General features: G+C 56.6%; 14 protein-coding genes. 8 read left to right on the top strand and 6 right to left on the bottom strand.

Going from position 1 to position 16,765, the window contains the following annotated elements:
* Window positions 1-188: 188 nt before the first annotated feature.
* From trxB to infA, 5 genes are all read left to right on the top strand, one after another.
* Entirely contained in the window at window positions 189-1,157 is a 969-nt protein-coding gene (trxB, locus tag ACOTX2_RS17800; protein WP_022647616.1) for a thioredoxin-disulfide reductase, read from the top strand.
* 114 nt (window positions 1,158-1,271) lie between these two features.
* Window positions 1,272-3,038 carry a heme ABC transporter permease/ATP-binding protein CydD gene (gene cydD, locus ACOTX2_RS17795; RefSeq protein WP_063148381.1) on the top strand — a complete coding sequence of 589 codons (1,767 nt, stop codon included), beginning with the start codon at window positions 1,272-1,274 and terminating at the stop codon, window positions 3,036-3,038.
* Window positions 3,038-4,759 carry a heme ABC transporter ATP-binding protein/permease CydC gene (gene cydC / locus ACOTX2_RS17790; protein WP_048966912.1) on the top strand — a complete coding sequence of 574 codons (1,722 nt, stop codon included), beginning with the start codon at window positions 3,038-3,040 and terminating at the stop codon, window positions 4,757-4,759. Before cydD ends, cydC begins: the two co-directional genes overlap by 1 nt.
* Before the next feature lie 45 nt (window positions 4,760-4,804).
* The gene (gene aat / locus ACOTX2_RS17785; RefSeq protein ID WP_023299713.1) at window positions 4,805-5,509 is read left to right on the top strand and encodes a leucyl/phenylalanyl-tRNA--protein transferase; all 705 of its coding nucleotides are present in this window, start codon (window positions 4,805-4,807) and stop codon (window positions 5,507-5,509) included.
* A gap of 284 nt (window positions 5,510-5,793) precedes the next feature.
* Complete coding sequence (gene infA, locus ACOTX2_RS17780; RefSeq protein WP_002211347.1) at window positions 5,794-6,012, top strand: translation initiation factor IF-1; 219 nt, start codon at window positions 5,794-5,796, stop codon at window positions 6,010-6,012.
* Between the two features lie 71 nt (window positions 6,013-6,083).
* Here infA and ACOTX2_RS17775 read toward each other — a convergent pair whose 3' ends face one another.
* From ACOTX2_RS17775 to clpS, 3 genes are all read right to left on the bottom strand, one after another.
* Entirely contained in the window at window positions 6,084-6,533 is a 450-nt protein-coding gene (locus ACOTX2_RS17775) for a hypothetical protein (RefSeq protein WP_063148382.1), read from the bottom strand.
* 253 nt (window positions 6,534-6,786) lie between these two features.
* Window positions 6,787-9,066: an ATP-dependent Clp protease ATP-binding subunit ClpA gene (gene clpA, locus ACOTX2_RS17770; protein WP_022647611.1), complete on the bottom strand. Its 2,280-nt coding sequence runs from the start codon at window positions 9,064-9,066 to the stop codon at window positions 6,787-6,789.
* Between the two features lie 27 nt (window positions 9,067-9,093).
* The gene (gene clpS / locus ACOTX2_RS17765; protein WP_006174393.1) at window positions 9,094-9,414 is read right to left on the bottom strand and encodes an ATP-dependent Clp protease adapter ClpS; all 321 of its coding nucleotides are present in this window, start codon (window positions 9,412-9,414) and stop codon (window positions 9,094-9,096) included.
* Between the two features lie 267 nt (window positions 9,415-9,681).
* On the opposite strand from clpS, the gene cspD reads away from it, so the two are divergent.
* Window positions 9,682-9,903, top strand: a complete 222-nt coding sequence (gene cspD / locus ACOTX2_RS17760; RefSeq protein WP_006174390.1) for a cold shock-like protein CspD — start codon at window positions 9,682-9,684, stop codon at window positions 9,901-9,903.
* A gap of 70 nt (window positions 9,904-9,973) precedes the next feature.
* Here cspD and macB read toward each other — a convergent pair whose 3' ends face one another.
* Together macB and macA are read right to left on the bottom strand one after the other, a co-directional pair.
* Window positions 9,974-11,914, bottom strand: a complete 1,941-nt coding sequence (gene macB, locus ACOTX2_RS17755) for a macrolide ABC transporter ATP-binding protein/permease MacB (RefSeq protein ID WP_023305795.1) — start codon at window positions 11,912-11,914, stop codon at window positions 9,974-9,976.
* Window positions 11,911-13,026: a macrolide transporter subunit MacA gene (macA, locus tag ACOTX2_RS17750; protein ID WP_022647609.1), complete on the bottom strand. Its 1,116-nt coding sequence runs from the start codon at window positions 13,024-13,026 to the stop codon at window positions 11,911-11,913. The genes macB and macA overlap by 4 nt, the downstream gene beginning before the upstream one ends.
* A gap of 159 nt (window positions 13,027-13,185) precedes the next feature.
* Here macA and ACOTX2_RS17745 point away from each other — a divergent pair, with 159 nt between their 5' ends.
* Window positions 13,186-14,142, top strand: a complete 957-nt coding sequence (locus ACOTX2_RS17745) for a VirK/YbjX family protein (RefSeq protein ID WP_038415768.1) — start codon at window positions 13,186-13,188, stop codon at window positions 14,140-14,142.
* Here ACOTX2_RS17745 and ACOTX2_RS17740 read toward each other — a convergent pair.
* On the bottom strand, window positions 14,139-15,797 hold the full coding sequence (locus tag ACOTX2_RS17740; protein ID WP_023299709.1) for an ATP-dependent endonuclease: 1,659 nt from the start codon (window positions 15,795-15,797) through the stop codon (window positions 14,139-14,141). The two genes, ACOTX2_RS17745 and ACOTX2_RS17740, sit on opposite strands and share 4 nt — an antisense overlap.
* 291 nt (window positions 15,798-16,088) lie before the next feature.
* Between ACOTX2_RS17740 and aqpZ the strand changes: the two genes are divergently transcribed.
* Window positions 16,089-16,765 (top strand): aquaporin Z (aqpZ, locus tag ACOTX2_RS17735; protein ID WP_421625951.1); only part of this gene is annotated, 677 nt, incomplete at its 3' end.

Raw genomic sequence — 16,765 nt, 5'->3', positions numbered from 1 at the left:
GGGGGTATTAATCATCATTTTATTGCCTTATAAACGCGCGATTTTCAGTAGCAGACGTGATATGTCCGTGTCTGATCCATAGGGCGTGACTATTGCATATATCGGAAGCAAAACTGTCGTGCTCTTTTTTTACGGCAACAAATTCCCTACAATCCAGCCCATTGCCTGCCAACAACAATGGGGATCTCATGGGCACGACCAAACACAGTAAGCTGCTAATCCTTGGTTCTGGACCTGCGGGATATACCGCAGCGGTCTATGCTGCACGCGCTAACCTGCAACCGGTACTGATTACCGGGATGGAAAAAGGCGGTCAGCTGACCACCACCACGGAAGTGGAAAACTGGCCGGGCGACCCGAACGACCTGACCGGGCCGCTGCTGATGGAGCGCATGCACGAGCATGCTGCTAAATTCGAAACCGAAATCCTGTTCGACCACATTAATAAAGTGGATTTGCAGAACCGTCCGTTCCGTCTGACCGGCGACAGCGGTGAATACACCTGCGATGCGCTGATCATCGCTACCGGTGCCTCTGCCCGTTATCTCGGTCTGCCGTCTGAAGAAGCATTCAAAGGGCGCGGCGTATCAGCCTGCGCGACCTGCGACGGTTTCTTCTATCGCAACCAGAAAGTTGCGGTGATTGGCGGCGGCAACACCGCTGTTGAAGAAGCGTTGTATCTGGCGAACATCGCCTCAGAAGTACACCTGATCCACCGTCGCGACACCTTCCGCGCCGAGAAGATCCTGATCAAACGCCTGATGGATAAAGTGGCGAGCGGCAACATTGTGCTGCATACCAACCGTACGCTGGAAGAAGTGACCGGCGATCAGATGGGTGTGGCAGGTCTGCGAATTCGTGATACGCAGAACACCGACACCGTCGAAACGCTGGAGGTGGCAGGCCTGTTTGTGGCAATCGGTCACAGCCCGAACACGGCCATTTTCGAAGGCCAACTTGAGCTGGAGAACGGCTACATCAAAGTGCAGTCTGGCATTCACGGCAATGCGACGCAGACCAGCATCCCAGGCGTCTTCGCGGCTGGCGACGTGATGGACCATATTTATCGTCAGGCGATCACCTCTGCGGGCACCGGCTGTATGGCCGCCCTGGACGCAGAACGCTATCTGGACGGACTGGCAGAACAAGGTAAATAATCTTTACAAGTCAGTAACAAACGTAAATAAAGGCGGCCACTGGTCGCCTTTATTTTTGCTCACGTGTAACATGCAGATGTCTAATTTCTTATAACGTCACCTGCAAAGTACGCAATGGAAAAAACCCGTCAACAAGAGTTAACGCGCTGGCTGAAACAGCAAAGCGTTCTGTCCCGCCGCTGGCTTATGATTTCCCGCGTTCTGGGATTTATCAGCGGTCTGTTGATTGTTGCCCAGGCATGGCTGCTGGCCCGCATTCTCAATCATATGATCATGGAGAGCATCCCGCGCGAAGCGCTGCTGCTGCCGTTTATCGTTCTGGTGCTGGTTTTCGTCCTGCGTGCGTGGGTGGTCTGGCTGCGCGAACGGGTTGGGTTCCATGCCGGCCAGCACATCCGCTATGAGATCCGCCGCAAAGTGCTCGACCGGCTTTCGGAAGCCGGGCCTGCGTGGATCCAGGGCAAACCGGCCGGTAGCTGGGCGACGCTGATCCTGGAGCAAATCGACGATATGCACGATTACTATGCGCGTTATCTTCCACAGATGGCGCTGGCAGTGTTTGTGCCTCTGATGATTGTTATCGCCATCTTCCCTGTTAACTGGGTAGCGGCTCTGATCCTGATGGGGACCGCCCCGCTCATCCCGCTGTTTATGGCGATGGTCGGCATGGGTGCGGCAGATGCTAACCGTCGCAACTTCCTTGCGCTGGGTCGGTTGAGCGGTCATTTCCTGGACCGTCTGCGCGGAATGGAAACCCTGCGGATCTTTGGTCGTGGTGAAGCGGAAACCGAAAACATTCGCCTGGCGTCGCAGGATTTTCGTCAGCGCACCATGGAAGTGTTGCGCATGGCCTTCCTTTCTTCCGGCGTGCTCGAGTTCTTTACCTCCCTGTCGATTGCGCTGGTGGCGGTTTACTTTGGCTTCTCCTACCTCGGCGCGCTGGACTTTGGCCACTACGGTACGGCGGTCACGCTTTCCGCCGGGTTCCTGGCGCTGATCCTGGCCCCGGAATTTTTCCAGCCGCTTCGCGATCTCGGCACCTTTTACCATGCCAAAGCGCAGGCGGTGGGTGCTGCCGACAGCCTGAAAACCTTTATGGAAACGCCGCTGGCGCATCCGGAGCGTGGTGAGGTGACGCTGAATACGAACGATCCGGTGACCATTGAAGCACAGGATTTTTCTGTTCTGTCGCCTGAAGGCAAAGTGCTGGCCGGCCCGCTGAACTTCACCCTGCCTGCCGGGCAACGTGTGGTGCTGGTGGGTACCAGCGGCTCAGGTAAAAGCTCATTGTTGAATGCGCTGTCAGGTTTTATGGCGTACACCGGATCGCTGCGTATCAACAAAACGGAGCTACGCGAGCTCGATCCTGATGCCTGGCGTAAACAGCTAAGCTGGGTGGGTCAAAACCCTCAGCTGCCTGCCCCGACGCTGCGCGAGAATGTGCTGCTGGCAAGGCCGGATGCACGTGACGATGAGCTGCAATCTGTCCTCGACCGCGCCTGGGTCAGCGAGTTTTTGCCGCTGCTTGCGCAGGGTGTCGATACCGTCATTGGCGATCAGTCTACCGGGCTGTCAGTGGGCCAGGCACAGCGCGTCGCGGTTGCCCGTGCGCTGCTGAACCCCTGTTCGTTAATGCTGCTGGACGAACCCGCCGCCAGCCTGGACGCTCACAGCGAGCAGCGCGTGATGGATGCGCTTAACGCAGCCTCACGCCAGCAAACTACCCTGATGGTGACCCACCAGCTGGAAGGTATTGCCGACTGGGATCAGATCTGGGTGATGGAAAACGGACACATTGTTGAGCAAGGCGATTACGCCGCGCTTGTTGCCGCGCAGGGGCCCTTTGCGACCCTGCTGGCGAACCGTCAGGAGGATATCTGATGCGCGCCCTGCTTCCCTATCTTGCTTTGTATAAACGCCACAAATGGATGCTGACGCTCGGGATCGTACTGGCGATTATCACTCTGCTCGCCAGCATCGGCCTGCTTACGCTTTCTGGCTGGTTCCTCTCCGCATCTGCCGCCGCAGGCTTTGCCGGGCTATACAGCTTTAACTACATGCTGCCTGCCGCCGGGGTGCGCGGCACGGCGATTACGCGAACTGCCGGGCGCTACTTCGAACGCCTGGTCAGCCACGACGCGACCTTCCGCGTGCTGCAACACCTGCGTATTTATACGTTCAGCAAATTGCTGCCCCTCTCCCCTGCCGGGCTGGCACGTTTTCGGCAGGGCGAATTACTCAACCGCGTAGTTGCGGATGTGGATACGCTGGATCACCTCTATCTGCGCGTCATCTCGCCCATGGTGGGCGCGTTTGTGGTGATTGTCGTGGTCACGCTGGGGTTGAGTTTCCTGGATGTTCCCATCGCACTGACGCTCGGCGGCATCATGCTGATGACGCTGATTATTCTGCCGCCCCTGTTTTATCGTGCAGGTAAAACCACCGGGGAAAACCTGACGCGTCTGCGCGGGGAATACCGCCAGCAGCTCACCTCCTGGTTGCAGGGTCAGGCCGAGCTCACCATTTTTGGTGCCAGCAAGCGCTACCGCACCCGTATGGAAAATACGGAACTGAACTGGCATGAAGCCCAGCGTCGCCAGTCTGAACTGACCGCGTTTTCTCAGGCGCTGATGATGTTAATCGGTGGGTTTGCCGTTATCGCCATGCTCTGGATGGCCTCCGGTGGCGTGGGCGGTAACCCGCAGCCTGGCCCGCTGATTGCGCTGTTTGTTTTCTGTGCCCTGGCAGCCTTCGAAGCCTTAGCCCCGGTCACCGGCGCCTTTCAGCATCTCGGCCAGGTGATTGCCTCTGCGCTGCGCATTACGGATATTGCAGAGCAGGAGCCGGAAGTGAAGTTCAGCGCGGGTCAAACCGCTGTGCCGGAGCAGGTCGCGCTGACGCTCAGCAACGTCACCTTCGCCTACGACAAGCAGGCGCAAAACGCGCTGGAAGATATCAGCCTTTCTGTTGATGCCGGGCAGCGCATTGCGATCCTTGGCCGTACGGGATGTGGCAAATCGACGCTTCTGCAACTCCTCACGCGCGCCTGGGACCCGCAGCAGGGCGAGATTCGGTTTAACGACCTTCCGCTGTCTGATTATAGCGAAGCGGCCTTGCGTAAAACCGTCAGCGTCGTGCCCCAGCGTGTGCACCTGTTCAGCGCTACGCTGCGCGATAATCTTCTTCTGGCGGCACCGGACGCCTCTGACGATACGCTGCGGGCGATGCTGGAACAGGTTGGGCTGCACAAGCTGCTTGAGGACGACGGGTTGAACAGCTGGCTGGGTGAAGGGGGCCGACAGCTTTCCGGCGGCGAACTGCGTCGTCTGGCCATCGCGCGCGCCTTGCTGCACGATGCGCCGCTGATGTTGCTGGATGAACCGACAGAAGGTCTGGATGCGACAACCGAGAGTCAAATTCTTGATTTACTGACAAAGGTGATGAAAGGCAAAACCGTGCTGATGGTCACTCACCGCCTGCGCGGGCTGGTGAATTTCGATCGAATAATTGTGATGGACAACGGACACATAATTGAGCAAGGTAATCACGCAGAGCTGCTGGCAAAACAGGGTCGCTACTACCAGTTTAAACAGCGCCTGTAGACTATATTTGTAGCGTCCTCTCTCGCGTACTGGAGTTCTGTTGTCATGCGCCTGGTGCAGCTTTCTCGCCATAATATTGCGTTCCCTTCTCCGGAGGGGGCGCTGCGTGAACCTAACGGATTGCTGGCTTTGGGCGGCGATCTCAGCCCGGCGCGTCTCTTAATGGCTTACCAGCGCGGCATCTTCCCGTGGTTTTCTCCCGGCGACCCGATTTTATGGTGGTCTCCGGACCCGCGAGCCGTGCTGTGGCCCGGGCAGTTTCACCTGAGCCGCAGCATGAAACGTTTTCACGCAAATTCGCCCTATCGCGTCACGCTCAATCACGCCTTCGGGCAGGTAATCGAAGGCTGCGCTGAAGATCGTCATGAAGGCACCTGGATAACCCGCGACATCATTATCGCCTACCACCAGCTTCATGAGCTGGGCTACGCGCACTCCATCGAAGTATGGAAAGATGATGACCTCGTTGGGGGGATGTACGGGGTGGCGCAGGGCACGCTTTTCTGCGGTGAGTCGATGTTCTCCCGCGCCACGAATGCGTCGAAAACCGCGCTGCTGGTTTTTAGCCAGGAATTTGCCCAACGCGGCGGACAACTGATGGATTGTCAGGTGCTGAATGAGCACACCGCCTCGCTCGGCGCGGTTGAAATTTCCCGCCGACGCTATATCGAACACCTTGAACAGTGCCGACAGGAGACTCTTCCGCGCGATTTTTGGGTTCCCAGAATGCTCTTTATGCCCAATGCCTAAATGTTTTCCGCATATTTTTTATGAGGGTGTTATAATTACGCCGCAGAGTAGCTTCTGCCTGTTGCCCCGCCGCCGTTTGGGACCCTCGCTTCAGATAACGTCCTGACGTTTATCCTGTCGTATCCCCTTTACGAATGCGCTTTCCGTTCGGTTGTACCGTGACGCTTGGGCAATACGCTGAAATTGTTTTGCTGCGTTTTAAACGCGCAATTCTTTACTTAATTGATGAATTTCGGCATTATCTTGCCGGTTCAAAACTTGGTAGTGATACCCCAGAGGATTAGATGGCCAAAGAAGACAATATTGAAATGCAGGGTACCGTACTTGATACGTTGCCTAATACCATGTTTCGCGTAGAACTGGAAAACGGTCACGTGGTAACTGCGCACATCTCCGGTAAAATGCGCAAAAACTATATCCGCATTTTGACGGGCGACAAAGTGACTGTTGAACTGACCCCGTACGACCTGAGCAAAGGCCGCATTGTCTTCCGTAGTCGCTAATTGTTTTCGCCTGTAATGGCAGATGAATATTTAAAAGGTCGGGACAATCCCGGCCTTTTTTATTTATGGCCTTAGTGTGGCTGTGTCGGCAGATGTATTGTCATGCACGGGTTCATGGGTACGATTAAATCTTCAGCTATCGCATGGGTAATGTCATGCAACAGTCCCGTCAGGTGCGGCAACATATCGCGGTCAAAATGCGAAACCAGCAGCACGTGGTTTAACGCCCGGCAGTAGTCACATTTCGTTTCTGTATCTTCCAGCAACCACTCTTTTTGTCGCGGCTGTTCCGCTTCGTCCTCAAATTCCACCACCTGAAAATCACGCATGGATTCTGTGAGGCCGGATTTTACCTCTTCCAGATAAGCTCCGAGACAGTGGCAAACGGGCTGCGTTTGTGGGAGCGAATGACAGTCGAGCAGGATTTCAGTGAGCAGGTTACAGCGTTCGGCAAGAGTTGGGAGAGCGGGGTTGAGGGAAAGTTCGGTGTAGAGCTGGGCGAAGCTATTAATATTAGTCATATGTAATCCTTTATGCACGCAAGATTGTCTGTGCACACACTTTCAGGACGCCAATCCCGGCACCCGATTTTGCAGGTGCGACGCCATTTTATTACTGTAGATTTATCCAGCAACTGACTTCGAAAGAAACTGGAAAGCGCCTCGCAAAATTCCTCTGCGGCCTGATGCCCTCACCCCAGCCCTCTCCCACTGGGAGAGGGAGCAAACAAAAAAAACGGCAACCGAAGTTGCCGTTTTGCTTTTACCTTTCAACTCAGTGAGCCGCTTCCGGCTTGTGCTTCGCCGCACTCTGGAAATCGTACGTCAGCTCGTTCTTCGCCTGGTCCAGCGCCACGGTCACCTGGCCGCCGTCCACCAGCGATCCAAACAGCAGTTCGTTCGCCAGCGGTTTCTTCAGGTTGTCCTGAATCACACGCGCCATCGGACGGGCACCCATCGCACGGTCGTAGCCTTTCTCGGCCAGCCAGTTGCGGGCCTCCTGGCTCACTTCCAGCGACACGCCTTTCTGATCCAGCTGAACCTGCAGCTCGACGATGAACTTATCCACCACCTGATGGATCACCTCGGTAGACAGGTGATCGAACCAGATAATGTTGTCCAGACGGTTACGGAACTCCGGCGTGAAGATCTTCTTGATCTCCTCCATCGCATCGGTGCTGTTATCCTGATGGATCAGGCCGATGGATTTGCGCTCGGTTTCACGCACCCCGGCGTTGGTGGTCATCACCAGCACCACGTTGCGGAAATCGGCCTTGCGCCCGTTGTTATCGGTCAGCGTCCCGTTGTCCATCACCTGCAACAGGATGTTGAACACGTCCGGGTGCGCTTTCTCAATTTCATCAAGAAGCAGTACCGCGTGCGGATGCTTGATCACCGCGTCGGTGAGCAGGCCGCCCTGGTCAAAGCCCACGTAGCCCGGAGGCGCACCAATCAAACGGCTGACGGTGTGACGCTCCATATACTCGGACATATCAAAGCGCAACAGCTCAATGCCCAGCGCTTTGGAGAGCTGCACCGTTACCTCGGTTTTACCCACACCGGTCGGGCCGGCGAACAGGAAGGAACCGACAGGCTTGTGGTCATGCCCCAGGCCAGCACGGGCCATCTTAATCGCTTCGGTTAAGGCCTCAATGGCTTTATCCTGACCAAAGACCAGCATTTTCAGGCGATTGCCGAGGGTGCGCAGCGTATCACGGTCGCTCTGAGAGACGCTCTTCTCAGGGATACGTGCGATACGGGCCACCACGGACTCGATATCCGCTACGTTCACGGTTTTCTTACGCTTGCTCGCTGGCATCAGGCGCGCACGCGCACCCGCTTCATCAATCACGTCGATCGCTTTATCCGGCAGATGACGATCGTTGATGTATTTCACCGCCAGCTCCACCGCCGCACGCACCGCTTTCGCGGTGTAACGCACGTCATGGTGCGCTTCGTACTTGGTTTTCAGGCCGTTGATGATCTGCACCGTTTCGTCAACCGACGGCTCGGTTACGTCGATTTTCTGGAAACGACGCGCCAGCGCACGATCCTTCTCAAAGATGTTGCTGAACTCCTGGTACGTCGTAGAGCCCATCACGCGGATCTTGCCGCTGGAGAGCAGCGGTTTGATCAGGTTGGCGGCATCTACCTGACCACCGGAAGCCGCGCCTGCGCCGATGATGGTGTGGATCTCATCGATAAACAGGATGCTGTTGGTGTCCTGCTCCAGCTGTTTTAACAGCGCTTTGAAACGTTTTTCAAAATCACCGCGGTATTTGGTGCCCGCCAGCAGCGAGCCAATATCCAGCGAGTAGATGGTGCAGTCGGCAATCACTTCCGGCACGTCGCCCTGCACAATGCGCCAGGCCAGACCTTCGGCAATCGCGGTTTTACCCACGCCAGATTCCCCCACCAGCAGCGGGTTGTTCTTACGGCGACGGCACAGCACCTGGATGGCACGCTCCAGCTCTTTGTCGCGGCCAATCAGCGGGTCGATACCGCCAACGCGAGCAAGCTGGTTAAGGTTGGTGGTGAAGTTTTCCATACGATCCTCCCCGCCTGCTTGCTCTTCATTGCTGTTGATCTGTCCGCTGGGATCCGATGCCTGGTTAGGCTCGTCTTTTCGCGTTCCGTGAGAGATGAAGTTGACCACGTCGAGCCGGCTGACTTCGTGTTTACGCAGCAGGTAGGCCGCCTGGGACTCCTGCTCACTGAAGATGGCGACCAGCACATTGGCGCCCGTCACTTCGCTACGTCCGGAAGACTGGACGTGGAAAACCGCGCGCTGCAGCACGCGCTGGAAGCTGAGCGTCGGCTGTGTGTCGCGCTCTTCTTCACTGGCTGGCAGCACCGGTGTGGTTTGTTCGATGAAGGCTTCGAGTTCCTGACGTAGCGCCACCAGATCCACGGAGCAGGCTTCCAGCGCTTCGCGGGCAGATGGGTTGCTAAGCAGTGCGAGCAGCAAATGCTCGACGGTCATAAACTCATGTCGGTGCTCACGCGCTCTGGCGAAAGCCATGTTTAAACTGAGTTCCAGTTCTTGATTGAGCATAGGCACCTCCCCCAATTTTATGCCTTATCAGGCCTTTTCCAGCGTACACAGCAACGGATGCTCGTTCTCCCTTGCATAGTCGTTCACCATCGCTACTTTGGTTTCCGCAACTTCGGCAGTAAAGATGCCGCAGATCGCTTTGCCACGATAATGAACGGTAAGCATCAGTTGCGTTGCACGTTCAACATCATAAGAAAAGAACTTTTGTAGCACGTCAATAACAAATTCCATCGGCGTGTAATCATCGTTCATTAACATAACTTTATACATAGATGGCGGTTTTAGCGCGTCGCGCACTTTATCTTCCGCCAGCTGGTCAAAATCCAGCCAATCGTTGGTCTTACCCATTATGCATAACCACTTTGAATCTACCTCAGATGTTAGATAACAATCATCTATTACTGTCATCCGCGATGTCTGTCACAAACTGTTGCAATAGCGTTAACTGCCTCAAATTTTGGTTGATTATTGTCCCAACTCCAGCGCCAAACGCTTGACGGCTTCTTCCGTTTCTCTAAATTGTACAAGCGTGAGTTGGCGAGGTTTTGAACAGCCCCCACTCCACCACCGGTTCATTCCATCTTAATTTATAAGATTTACGAAGGATGTCGAAGCATGGAAATGGGTACTGTTAAGTGGTTCAACAACGCCAAGGGGTTTGGCTTCATTTGCCCCGAAGGCGGCGGCGAGGATATCTTCGCTCACTATTCCACCATTCAGATGGATGGTTACAGGACGCTCAAAGCCGGGCAGTCCGTCCGGTTCGATGTACATCAGGGGCCAAAAGGCAATCATGCCAGTCTGATCGTCCCCGTTGAAGCAGAAGCGGTTGCATAGCTCTCTGATTCATTGTGTACACCCTGCAGGCAAAATGCCAGCCCGATCGGCTGGCATTTTTATTTTCGGGTTATTCGCGCGCCAGCGCATCCACCGGATCCAGCCGCGCCGCGTTTCGCGCCGGTAGCCAGCCGAACAGAATTCCGGTGAAGGTGGAACATAAAAACGCCGTCAGGATCGCCATCGGCGAGAAGCCAATCTCCCAGCCCGGTAAGAAGAGCTGGAGCGCAAAGGCGATCATCATCGAGAGCGCAATCCCCATCGCACCGCCCACCAGACACACCAGCACCGCTTCAATCAAAAATTGCTGCAGCACGTCGCTGGCTCTGGCTCCGACCGCCATGCGGATGCCGATCTCCCGCGTACGTTCGGTCACCGACACCAGCATAATGTTCATCACCCCTATCCCGCCGACGACCAGCGAAATCACCGCCACCAGCGTCAGGAACAGCTGAAGAGTACGTGTGGTCTTTTCCGCCGTTTTCAAGAGGCCATCCATATTCCAGGTGAAGAAATCCTTTTTCCCGTGGCGCAGGGTTAACAGCCGCTCCAGCTGCTGTTCCGCCAGCCCGCTGTCGTAGCCCTCCTTCACTCGAACGGTAATAGAGTTAAGCCATGACTGCCCCATGATGCGCCCGGAAATGGTGGTGTACGGCAGCCAGACGCGCAGGATTTTACTGCTGCCGAACATCGACTGCTTCTCTTCCGCCACGCCGATCACCGTCGCTGGCATGTTGCCTACGAGGATCACTTCCCCCACCACATTGGTCTTATTCGGGAACAGCTGCCTGCGGGAGTTAGCGTCTAACACCACCACCTGCGCCCTGCCCGCCAGCTGTTCAGCGTTGAAGGTCGCCCCTTCGCTGAAGGTCATGCCGTAGACGTTGAAGTAATCTCCGCTGACGCCGTTAGCGCTGGCCGCCACGTCGATGTTGCCGTAGCGCAGACGCAGGTTTTGCGAGACGGCAGGCGTGGCGGAGTTCACCCACGGCTGCTTCTGAATAGCCGCCAGATCGTCATACTTCAGCGCCTGCTGATACTGCGGCTCGTCGTCGCCAAAATCTTTGCCGGGGTAAACGTCGATGGTGTTAGTCCCGATGGCGCGAATATCTGCCAGCACCAGCTGTTTCGCCGCATCGCCCACCACCACAATCGACACCACTGAGGCAATACCAATAATGATGCCAAGCATGGTCAGCAGAGTGCGCATTTTGTTGGCCGCCATCGCCAGCCAGGCCATGGTCAGCGCCTCGCGGAAACCGCTGGAAAACTGGCCCCAGCCGGTTGCGGCCGGCAGCGCCTCTTTCGCCGCCGCCGCTCTGGACTGACGTGGCGGCGGGTTGCTGACCAGCTCGCCGTCGTGGATCTCGATAATGCGTTCCGCCTGCGCTGCCACCTGCGGATCGTGGGTGACGATAATCACCGTATGCCCCTGATCGCGAAGCTGATGCAGGATCGCCATCACCTCTTCACCGGAATGGCTGTCGAGCGCACCGGTTGGCTCATCGGCGAGGATCACCTGCCCACCGTTCATCAGCGCGCGGGCAATACTCACGCGTTGCTGCTGACCGCCGGAAAGCTGCGAAGGCTGATAATCAACACGCTCCGCCAGCCCAAGACGCGTTAACAGCGCCTTCGCGCGTTCGAGGCGTTTTTTGCGCTCGACGCCCGCATACACCGCTGGCACTTCCACATTCTGCGCCGCGCTCAGGTGTGAAAGCAGATGGTAACGCTGGAAGATAAAGCCAAAATGCTCGCGACGCAGCTTCGCCAGCGCGTCGCCGTCCAGGGTGGAAACATCCGTCCCGGCCACGCGATAGGTGCCGCTGGTAGGCTTATCCAGACAGCCGAGAATGTTCATCAGCGTTGATTTACCCGAGCCCGATGCCCCGACAATCGCCACCATTTCACCGGCTTCAACGCGCAGGGAGATGCCTTTCAGCACCTCCACCGGCCCGTCGCCGGACGGATAGCTGCGACGAATGTCATTCAGCTCAAGCAGCGCCGTCATTGCGCGGCTCCAGGCAGGCTTTCGCTGGTGACCACTTCCTCACCCTCTTCCAGCCCTTTTACCACCACCACGTCGGTGTCGTTACGTGCGCCAATCACCACTTCCCGCTCGCGGGTTTCACCGTTGCGCAGCACTTTCACCTTGTAGCGATTATCCCCGGCGGATTCGCCCAGCGCGGAGAGCGGAACCGTCAGCACGTTTTTCACGCCGGTCAGCTGGATATGCACCTGAGCGGTCATGTCCAGACGCAGCACGCCCTGCGGGTTAGGCACCTCAAAACGCGCATAGTAGAAGATGGCGTCGTTGACCTTCTCCGGCGTCGGCAGGATATCTTTCAGCACCCCTTCATAGCGGGTTTGCGGATCGCCCAGCACCGTAAACCAGGCTTTCTGCCCCGGCTTAAGGTGAATGACGTCCGCTTCAGATACCTGGGCTTTCACCAGCATGGTGCTCATATCCGCCAGGGTCAGGATGTTCGGCGCCTGCTGCGCGGCGATGACCGTCTGGCCTTGCAGGGTGGTTATCTGCGTCACTTCCCCGGCCATTGGCGCAACGATTTGCGTGTAATCGAGGTTGGTTTTCGCCGTATCCAGCGAGGCCTGATTCCGCTTGATTTGCGCATCGATGGTGCCAATCTGCGCCTGCTTCACCGCCAGCTCCGTGGCGGCTGTGTCCAGATCCTGTTTCGAGATGGCCTGCGTTTTCGCCAGCGCCTGCTGGCGCGACAGGGTGACCTGAGCGAGATTACGCTCCGCCTGAGCCTGAGCGCGCTGCGCGCGCAACTCCATCAGCGTCGCTTCCACCTCGCGGATCTGGTTTTGCGCCTGCTCAGGATCGATCACGCCCAGCAACTGGCCTTTTTTAACCTTATCGCCAATCTCAACCGACAGGGTTTTAAGCTGACCGCTGACCTGCGCGCCCACGTCAACCTTACGCAGGGCATCCAGCTTTCCCGTCGCCAGCACGTTTTGTTGCAGCTCGCCCGGACGAACAATCAGCGTTTGATACTGTGGTACCGGCGCGTTCAGTACCTTCCATAACCAGAATCCGCCTGCTAACACCACTACCGCCAGCAGCAGAAACAGCTTTCTGCGTTTTCCCTTCAGGTTCATAAATATTCCAAATAATTGTTCTGGCTATCATCACCGTTGATTTTATCTAAACCACTCCTCAACGAAACCCCCGATCCCCGTTATCGTCGGGAATTGTTTACCCGATGTTGATAAAGCGCCTGCTGAAATAGCGAAATTCCACCAGAAGCAGGATCTAACATGTCTTCCATCGTCGATACACCTTATTCAACGCTGTCCCAGCCTAAATCGGGCTGGCAACTGTTTAAAAGCCTGGCATCGGGTTCCCTCACGCCGGGGCTGGCGTGGCAAAATCCGGCCTATCGACGTAAGTTTATGCTGCGCTCGCTGGCAACGCCGTTCACCACTGCGCGCCTGCTCGGAAACCTTGCAAAACAGCCCCGTCTGATGCAGATCCTGCGCGTGCAGCCCGGCCTGCCGTGCCGCCTGCACCGACCGTGGCTGACCGTCAATATGGGCCGTCAGAATACGCTGGACGCATTGGACAATCACTATCAGATGATGAGCCGCCATCTTCCGGCGTCACTGCTGAACGGCTACCTTTCCAGCCAGGGCATCACGCTGGTGACGTTAACGGGCAAAGAGGAGCAGCAGTTTAGCGTTCGCCTGAGCGCGGATGCGTTTCTGGACAAAGAAGGGGAAGCGACCCTCACTTTTTGCGACCACCAGAACACGGTGCTGGCCGAGCTGACCTTTACGCTGTGCAAATACCAGGGCAAGTCAACGCTCTTCATCGGCGGAATGCAGGGGGCGAAAGCGCATGTCCCGCACGAGCACATTCAGCTGGCGACCAAAGCCTGTCACGGACTGTTCCCAAAACGTCTGCTGGTTGAAGCGGTCATGACGCTGGCAGGCGCCTTCCCCGTCGAGCAGATCCTCGCGGTGAGTAACGCCACCCACATCTACCGCAGCTGGCGCTATCGCAAGAAAAAAGAGGGAAAATTGCTGGCTGACTATGACAGCTTCTGGCGCTCCCTTGGCGGACAGCAGCAGGAGAACGGCAACTTTGCCCTGCCACTGACCATGCCACGCAAACCGATGGAAGAGATTGCGAGTAAAAAACGGTCCGAGTACCGCCGCCGCTATATCCTGCTTGATAGCCTGCATCAACAGGTATCGCAGGCGACTGCCCGTTAATCGGCTCTCCCGCGTGCCAGCCAGAGGACGCGGGAGAACATTTTACGCAGCAGCGTGGGCACCGACTCCACGCCCCGCCTGCCCGCTTCCGTCGCGACTTCAATGGCCAAATCCGGTTTTGACGACCGATGGATAGCTTTGGCAATCACCCGACGCATATTCATGGGCACATCCACCGGTATCATCGCCACGCGGTGAAAGACGTCGTCAAATCCCTGGCGGTACATAAAGTGCTCCATGTCCATCGCGGGCAGCGTGGTCAGATGTTCCCGCTCCTCTTCACGATCGTTATTGAGCAGGCTGCGCACGGTCGCCGCATATTTTTTACCCGCCTCATCGCCATCCACCAGCACGTGCCACTCTATCCCCATCCGGCGCGCAAATTTGATCAGCGGCTTTAAGCCAGACTGAGCAAATTCGATCACTTTGATCCCTTCGGCATCAAAGTGGTGCCCGCACTGGCGCGCCAGCTCGTTTATCACCCAGGTTTCAGTTTCCCCTTCCACCAGCAACCAGCAGCGGGCAAACAGGGAAGAGGCTCGGTTAAAACGGATATGAAACGCAATGCGTCGGCCATCTTCGGCATTTAACCCGCCGGGCCCGAGCCGGTAGGCGGTGACCCGCGAGGATTCACGCACCAGGCGGCAGACATACTCCACCGGCGTCAGGGAGAGCAGCTCGCCGGAATTCGTGGTGGTGACACGCTGCAACGGCAGCAGATTAAGAAGATGCCACGCCACGGAAAGCATAATCGGGTGCAGCCGCGTTTCCGGATCTTCCACCAGCAGCAGCGGGCGCGCGTCCCGATCCAGGCGCACCGTCCCTTTCGCCTGTAACAGCGTGGAGAATAATCCCAGCAGGATCACCCGATGCGTGCGCCCGCTGGGGCGGTCGATCATGCGGTTGATAATATCGAGATAGCGCCAGCTTCGTTGCTCGTCGTGCGAGCGGCGGCGCATCAGGCGGTGGCGCGCCTGCCCCGTTCCCTGCTCGGAGAAGTAGTGCTCCAGCAGTTGGACCATGGCAGACAGTCCCTGACGGATCTGGCCGTCGGTGAGATTCTGCGGCCGCGAGACCAGTTCACGGGCGAGGAAATCCAGCTCGCGGGCGGTTACTTCCACCTCGGGCATATTCGGTACGGTGCCGTTACGGATCCGCCGCATAAAGCGCGCGTCTCGTAAGCGCAACACGGGGGAGAGGCGGATAAGATGGCGGGCAAGCTCGTCAATATTATCGAGCGGGATCGGATTCCCCTTCTCATCAAGAAATTCACGCAGGGTTAATACCCCGTCGTTTTGCGCCATTTCGCCCTCAAGGCGATAGAAAATACGCTGGAACCCATCTTCACAGGGCACCCAGCAGGGCGACATAGGGCGAAAACGACGCACGCGATGGCGACCGGGCTCGGATTCGCGGAAGGTCAGAATGATATGCAGGTGTTTCTCGCGCCCGTTGACATCCCCCGGCGGAAACCAGAAGTCATCATGGACGAAGTGGTACAAGTTCTCTTCGGGCGAAAGCAGCAGCGTCAGGGCATCCAGCAGGCTGGATTTACCCCAGGCGTTTTCGCCTATCAGGACGTTGTTCTGTTCCAGTTGCAGCGACAGGCGGTTAATCCCGCGAAACCCGACAATCTCCACACGTTCGAGTAGCATACATCCCCCGCATTTCGGCCACTTTTTCCTTCAAGTTATCAGCAGTATAGCGGCAGGCTGTAGGTCACGACAGCAGAATATACGCCCCCTTAATTATTGGGCTATGCTCTAATTACCTCCGTTCTGAACAAGGATTGACATCACATTGCCTTAAATCAAATTTAGTGAATTTATTTGAGTGGCGAAGGGATGTTGATGGTTTCAAAATACTGGCTCTTTGAGTCGTCATCCCTTTATGGCGATATAACCCGCGCGCAGGAATGGGCGCGGACGTTTATTATTGAGGTGGTTATGTTCAGAAAATTAGCGGCAGAATGCTTTGGTACATTCTGGCTGGTGTTTGGTGGCTGCGGTAGCGCAGTACTGGCAGCCGCATTTCCGGAATTAGGTATTGGATTTGTCGGCGTCGCGCTGGCATTCGGTTTAACCGTATTAACCATGGCATTCGCCGTGGGGCATATTTCCGGCGGTCATTTCAACCCGGCCGTCACGTTAGGTTTATGGGCGGGCGGACGTTTCCCGGCGAAAGATATTATTGGCTATATTATTGCCCAGGTTATTGGCGGTATTATTGCCGCGGCGGTGTTGTACGTCATTGCCAGCGGAAAAGCCGGGTTTGACGCCGCGGCCAGCGGATTTGCGTCAAACGGCTTCGGCGAACACTCTCCAGGCGGCTACTCAATGCTGTCTGCTATCGTGATTGAAATTGTGCTCACCGCAGGTTTCCTGTTGGTGATCCACGGCGCAACGGACAAATACGCGCCTGCGGGCTTTGCCCCCATTGCTATTGGTCTGGCGCTGACGCTTATCCACCTGATCTCCATCCCGGTGACCAATACCTCCGTTAACCCGGCACGCAGCACCGCGGTGGCTATTTTCCAGGGCGGCTGGGCGCTTGAACAGCTGTGGCTGTTCTGGGTGATGCCAATTATTGGTGGTATTCTGGGCGGCGTGCTGTATCGCACCCT

The organism is Enterobacter cloacae complex sp. IR5412, from assembly GCF_049237385.1.
GTDB lineage: Bacteria > Pseudomonadota > Gammaproteobacteria > Enterobacterales > Enterobacteriaceae > Enterobacter > Enterobacter intestinihominis.
This window is presented reverse-complemented; position numbering and strand designations above follow the sequence as displayed.

Coding starts and splice junctions, on each gene's coding strand:
- trxB (WP_022647616.1), top strand. CDS start 189: ATGGGCACGACCAAACACAGTAAGCTGCTAATCCTTGGTTCTGGACCT.
- infA (WP_002211347.1), top strand. CDS start 5,794: ATGGCCAAAGAAGACAATATTGAAATGCAGGGTACCGTACTTGATACG.
- aat (WP_023299713.1), top strand. CDS start 4,805: ATGCGCCTGGTGCAGCTTTCTCGCCATAATATTGCGTTCCCTTCTCCG.
- cydC (WP_048966912.1), top strand. CDS start 3,038: ATGCGCGCCCTGCTTCCCTATCTTGCTTTGTATAAACGCCACAAATGG.
- macA (WP_022647609.1), bottom strand. CDS start 13,026: ATGAACCTGAAGGGAAAACGCAGAAAGCTGTTTCTGCTGCTGGCGGTA.
- ACOTX2_RS17775 (WP_063148382.1), bottom strand. CDS start 6,533: ATGACTAATATTAATAGCTTCGCCCAGCTCTACACCGAACTTTCCCTC.
- clpA (WP_022647611.1), bottom strand. CDS start 9,066: ATGCTCAATCAAGAACTGGAACTCAGTTTAAACATGGCTTTCGCCAGA.
- clpS (WP_006174393.1), bottom strand. CDS start 9,414: ATGGGTAAGACCAACGATTGGCTGGATTTTGACCAGCTGGCGGAAGAT.
- ACOTX2_RS17745 (WP_038415768.1), top strand. CDS start 13,186: ATGTCTTCCATCGTCGATACACCTTATTCAACGCTGTCCCAGCCTAAA.
- macB (WP_023305795.1), bottom strand. CDS start 11,914: ATGACGGCGCTGCTTGAGCTGAATGACATTCGTCGCAGCTATCCGTCC.
- cydD (WP_063148381.1), top strand. CDS start 1,272: ATGGAAAAAACCCGTCAACAAGAGTTAACGCGCTGGCTGAAACAGCAA.
- cspD (WP_006174390.1), top strand. CDS start 9,682: ATGGAAATGGGTACTGTTAAGTGGTTCAACAACGCCAAGGGGTTTGGC.
- ACOTX2_RS17740 (WP_023299709.1), bottom strand. CDS start 15,797: ATGCTACTCGAACGTGTGGAGATTGTCGGGTTTCGCGGGATTAACCGC.